General features: G+C 43.3%; 3 protein-coding genes and 1 tRNA gene. All 4 read right to left on the reverse strand.

All coding sequences use genetic code 11. The features are described 5' to 3' along the window. Positions 1 to 115 precede the first annotated feature (115 nt). The 4 genes from PN499_RS10120 to murA all read right to left on the reverse strand — a co-directional run bounded on the left by PN499_RS10120 (position 116) and on the right by murA (position 4038). Positions 116 to 1303, reverse strand: a complete 1188-nt coding sequence (locus PN499_RS10120; protein ID WP_272031716.1) for a glycosyltransferase family 61 protein — start codon at positions 1301 to 1303, stop codon at positions 116 to 118. 321 nt (positions 1304 to 1624) lie between these two features. Further along, positions 1625 to 1706 (reverse strand) — tRNA-Leu (locus PN499_RS10125). Then, the gene (locus PN499_RS10130) at positions 1685 to 2560 is read right to left on the reverse strand and encodes a M48 family metallopeptidase (protein ID WP_007355035.1); all 876 of its coding nucleotides are present in this window, start codon (positions 2558 to 2560) and stop codon (positions 1685 to 1687) included. Before PN499_RS10130 ends, PN499_RS10125 begins: the two co-directional genes overlap by 22 nt. Positions 2561 to 2628: 68 nt before the next feature. After that, positions 2629 to 4038 (reverse strand): UDP-N-acetylglucosamine 1-carboxyvinyltransferase, encoded by a 1410-nt coding sequence (gene murA / locus PN499_RS10135; protein ID WP_272031717.1) that lies wholly within the window; start codon positions 4036 to 4038, stop codon positions 2629 to 2631. Positions 4039 to 4627: the final 589 nt, after the last annotated feature.

Here is a 4627-nt window from a genome sequence, read left to right on the forward strand (position 1 = left end):
ACCATCTTCTTCTATAAGTTACAGGTTTTTTGCGGCGAGCGCCCACCCTACGTTTAATTATGTCCGACTACTTATTAGGTAGATAAATTAATCTACTAAGTAAATGCGTAAAAACTTACACCAAATCGGCTAATTTACAGATTTGTTTTAACTTATTAATATTAACAGTTAGATTTGAGAAATGTGGTGCAGTAGGATTATTAGGAATTTCTTCCCCAATTATATAAAAATAATTAGCCTGAGCATAACTGGCTAGAGCATAAAAGAAGCCATCTAAATAACCGAAAGGAAAAATTTCAATAACTGTGATATTTTCCCGTATAAACATTAAATTTGTTAAAGCCGAACCACAGACAGAAATGATCGCATCAGCATTGTAATATATTTCAGCTTGCTCCTGTATTGTTCTGCCCTGCATTGTCAATGATTCAAAGCCGATACTTTCTAGGTATTCTACAACTTCATTGTCATTGATGACCTCGCGATGGTCTACTTTGCCGCGTTTTATATATAAACGTTTTGGATATTTACTACTTGAATAATTTTCTTCAGGTACAAATAGGCTTCTAGCAAATCTATAGCCAAAAATAGTTGGGTATTTATGACCGTTGTTTTGTATCTTTCTGTCAATCACACAAGTAATTGCCCTATCAGGTTTACAGGGAAAAGTAACTACTTGTTCTTCTTTTATGCCAAGTGCAACTAGGGTTTCTCTTTGGAAATTTGCTAGGGAATCACCTATATAGTAATAATCAATTTCTTGTTTATCGATATATTTCCAATAGATTTCTAGCATCGGCAAAGTGTAGAAAAACCAATGCCCATAATTCTGAGGCATTGTATTTGATAAGTAGGCAATTGTCCCGGCTAATTTTTGATAGTTTACGGGCAGTTCCTCTCTATATATTGGCAGTTGTTCAAATTCAATATCTTTCTCATATATCACCTTTAGCTTTGGAGTGATAATGTGATTGTTGGCAAAAGAAAAGCCTTCTTTTCTGGCATCTATCATTACTGATTCAACTTCATTTTTAAAAGGAGTAATGATTTCTAAAAAATCACCTTCTAAAAATTTTGCTGGTTGAATAGGTATATCTTCATGGCTAACTAATTTATGAATTTTGATATCTCTGTCTTTACCAAAATATCGATCGGCATTATCAATACTGAGTTGAATAACTCCTCTAGCGTAAGGTTTTAAGAGGATATAAACCTTAATCAGATACTTAAGCTTATTGTATATTTTTGCCGCTAAATCTCGAAGATAACTTTTCTGAAAGTTGCTAGTGAGTGAATTGGGCATAAGTTTTCACCTACGAAAGCGGTTACTATAACTGTTAATTGTTAACTAAACTTTGATGTTAGGTTACGCTACGCTCCACCCAACCTACTAGCCAGACATATAGCAACTGCCAAGACTATTAGGAAATTCTAATCGATCGCTAACGTTCGGCTGAGCGATCGCGCCGAACTCCTTACTTTTATTCTCTTCCCCTTCTTCCCTAAGCAACAGAGCATCGGAGCATCGTAGTCCCTATATTCTCTTCCCCTTCTTTCCCTAGCCCCTAGCCCCTAGCCCCTAGCCCCTAACCGCCCAAAGCGGTTGCCGATTGAGATTTTTTAGTGGGCGGGGAGAGAATCGAACTCTCATACCTTTCGGTGCCACATTTTGAGTGTGGTGCGTCTACCAGTTTCGCCACCCGCCCTTGGGATTGACTTTTTCATTATACACAGAAGATCGATTTTGCACAAGACCTTGATAATCTTGAGTGCTGCCCCAGCGATCGATCTCTCGCGCCCTTAAAACAGGCACAGGATGGGTCAAGTTAGCCGTCTGAGCTTGCTTGAGCAAATCCCCCAACTGAGTGTTACTGATGTCGTCGTAGGCACGAGCTTGAGCCAAAAACGCATCCACATTTAGGGAAGGAGCCAAACTCGGCGAACCTCCAGCCAACTTCATCAATAGTGATACTACTACCTTTGGGTCTTGAGTAGCAAGTAAAGCCGCGCGATCGCACGTAAATTCTGCACAACGCAACCACTCTAAAATCTGAGCCTGCAACCCCTGCACGATCAAAGCACCGATTGGCGAAACCTGACCTGCTGCCAATACGATCAAATTAGCCAAAGTCAAGTAAACCCCATGTTCGCACTTCAGATGACCCAATTCATGGGCAATCACCGCCTGAACTTCTTCCAGAGTCAGCAAATCAATCAGAGAAGTATGCAGAACCACAAAAGGCTGTCTCCCCCGCATCGCAAAAGTATAAGCATTAGGCACTGGATTCTGGCGCACGTATAACTGCGGGGGTTCCAAATCCAGAGTTTTGCAAGCATCCAAAAGCAATTGGTGCAAATGGGGCAACTGATTTTCCCCCACTAAAACCCCAGAAGCCAAATTCTCCAGCAGAAAAAACTGCTCGCCAAGGGGCCCCAAGAGTTGCCGCACTATCAAATCCAAACCAGGGAGTTGCTTGAGAGCATTAGTCGCTTCCAAATCCAGGGGATGCCGGAATTGGTCTGCTTTCAAGCCGATTAGCGGTGTATGTGAGAAACCCATATTGCTATTTAAAGATCGAAGACAGTTAACAGTTAACGGTTAAGTGTTAACCGTTAACAATTAACAGTTTAGTAGTTTAATCCCGATTGCACAGGATTGGGTGGGACAGGAGCACTGGGTACCTCTCCGCCCTCATCTACGCGGTGCAATTGAGCTCCGAGTTTTTGCAATTTTACCTCTAGCTGCTCGTAGCCGCGATCGAGATGCTGCAAGCCGCGAATAGAAGTTGTGCCTTGTGCGGCAAGACCCGCGAGCACTAAAGCTGCTGAAGCTCGTAAATCAGTAGCCACTACAGGAGCACCCGATAACATCGGCACACCTCTGACAATGGCGACATTGCCTTTAACTCGAATATCAGCACCCATGCGATTCAACTCAGCTACGTGGCGCAAGCGGTTCTCGAACACCGTTTCTTTAATCATGCTATCCCCTTCGCTCAGAGTCAGCAAAGCCATAAACTGAGCCTGCATATCCGTCGGAAAACCTGGATAGGGTAGAGTTTCAATATCTGTAGCTAGATGAGCGACACCAGGAATTATCCGCAGACAGTCAGGTGCTTCGGTAATAATCTTGGCTCCCATTGTCTGCAATTTGGAAATTACCGCAGTCATCTGATCGGGTATGACTGGGGATAAACTTATTTCCGAGTGAGTAATTGCCCCTGCGACTAAAAATGTCCCTGCCTCAATGCGATCGGGAATAATTGAATAGTCTACGGAATGCAGGCTGGGTACGCCTGAAATCACGATGGTATTGCTACCAGCACCTTGAATTTTGGCTCCCATCGCGCGGCAGAAATTAGCCAAATCCGTGACTTCTGGTTCTTGAGCGGCATTTTCAATGATTGTTTCCCCATCAGCGAGGGTAGCCGCCATCATCAAGGTCTCAGTCGCTCCCACACTGGGGTAGTCGAGGTAAATTTTTCCTCCTTTTAAGCGGCGGTTGGTTCCGGGGACGTAGGCGTGAACCATTCCATGTTCGATATGGACTTCTGCGCCGAGAGCTTGGAGGCCCCGGACGTGGAGTTCTACGGGTCTGGCACCGATCGCGCATCCACCTGGCAAAGGAACTCTGGCAACCCCTAGACGAGCCAATAGGGGGCCAATGATGAAGAAACTAGCTCGGAGTTGGCTGACTAACTCGTAGGGGGCTTGGTATTCTCCTAGATAGCTGGCGTTGATGTCCATAATATCGCCGTGCCGCTCTAGTTTTACTCCCACTGCGGATAGGATTTGGCTCATGCGAGCTACGTCAACTAGAGAGGGAACGTTACGGATACGGCAATCTGCGGGACAGAGCAAGGCACCGGCCATCGCTACTAGAGCTGAGTTTTTGGCTCCGCTAATTTTGACGTGCCCGTGCAGAGGAGCTCGACCTCTAATTTGCAGTACGGCACTGTCGGTTTCGGATGATGTTGAGAGATTTGATGTGTTCAGAGCGCGTGTAATAGGTCTATCCTCCTGAATTGGTCGGTTCATTTAGATTATTTAATTTTGGTTTCGATTTTACCGGAAAGATTTCAAATGTCTAGGGGGTAAGCCACAAGGAGTAATTAAAAATTAAAAATTAAAAATTAAAAATTAAAAGTTTAAGAGTTGGGTTTTTACTAGAGGATAAAGGCTTTCAGCCGGAGGGACTTGGGTTTGTTGTCCGCGATCGCTGTTGATAAAATCATAATTTTAAATTTTAAAGTTTTAACTTTTTTTGCCGCGATCGCCTCAATGGGCGCTTGGGGACTTTTTTTTATTCGTGGTTTTGGCAAGTGGCTGGAGCCAGAATCTTTTTTATAAGCTCAACTGCTAGTTGAGCGCAGTATCTCCCGGAGTTGTTGTCATCCTATCGTCAATATTTCAATATTGCTTAGGTAATGTGCTTTGCTGTTGCTTCTAAATTAGACTACGTGAGGGCGATCGTGAGAGCAATGGGTGTTTGTTTTTTAATAAAAATATAGGAATTTTCTTGGGGACTACGAGGTGAAATAGTCTGGTATTCATGATTTAATTAGGTAAGTAAATCCACCTAATTAAACATAAGATCGGGATGGCTAAAAAGCTGACTGTATAAACA

The organism is Kamptonema animale CS-326 (assembly GCF_028330895.1).
GTDB lineage: Bacteria > Cyanobacteriota > Cyanobacteriia > Cyanobacteriales > Microcoleaceae > Kamptonema > Kamptonema formosum.

What these genes read in the sequence shown, in the direction of transcription:
- PN499_RS10120 (WP_272031716.1), bottom strand. Translation starts at nt 1,303, where the DNA reads ATGCCCAATTCACTCACTAGCAACTTTCAGAAAAGTTATCTTCGAGAT.
- PN499_RS10130 (WP_007355035.1), bottom strand. Translation starts at nt 2,560, where the DNA reads ATGGGTTTCTCACATACACCGCTAATCGGCTTGAAAGCAGACCAATTC.
- murA (WP_272031717.1), bottom strand. Translation starts at nt 4,038, where the DNA reads ATGAACCGACCAATTCAGGAGGATAGACCTATTACACGCGCTCTGAAC.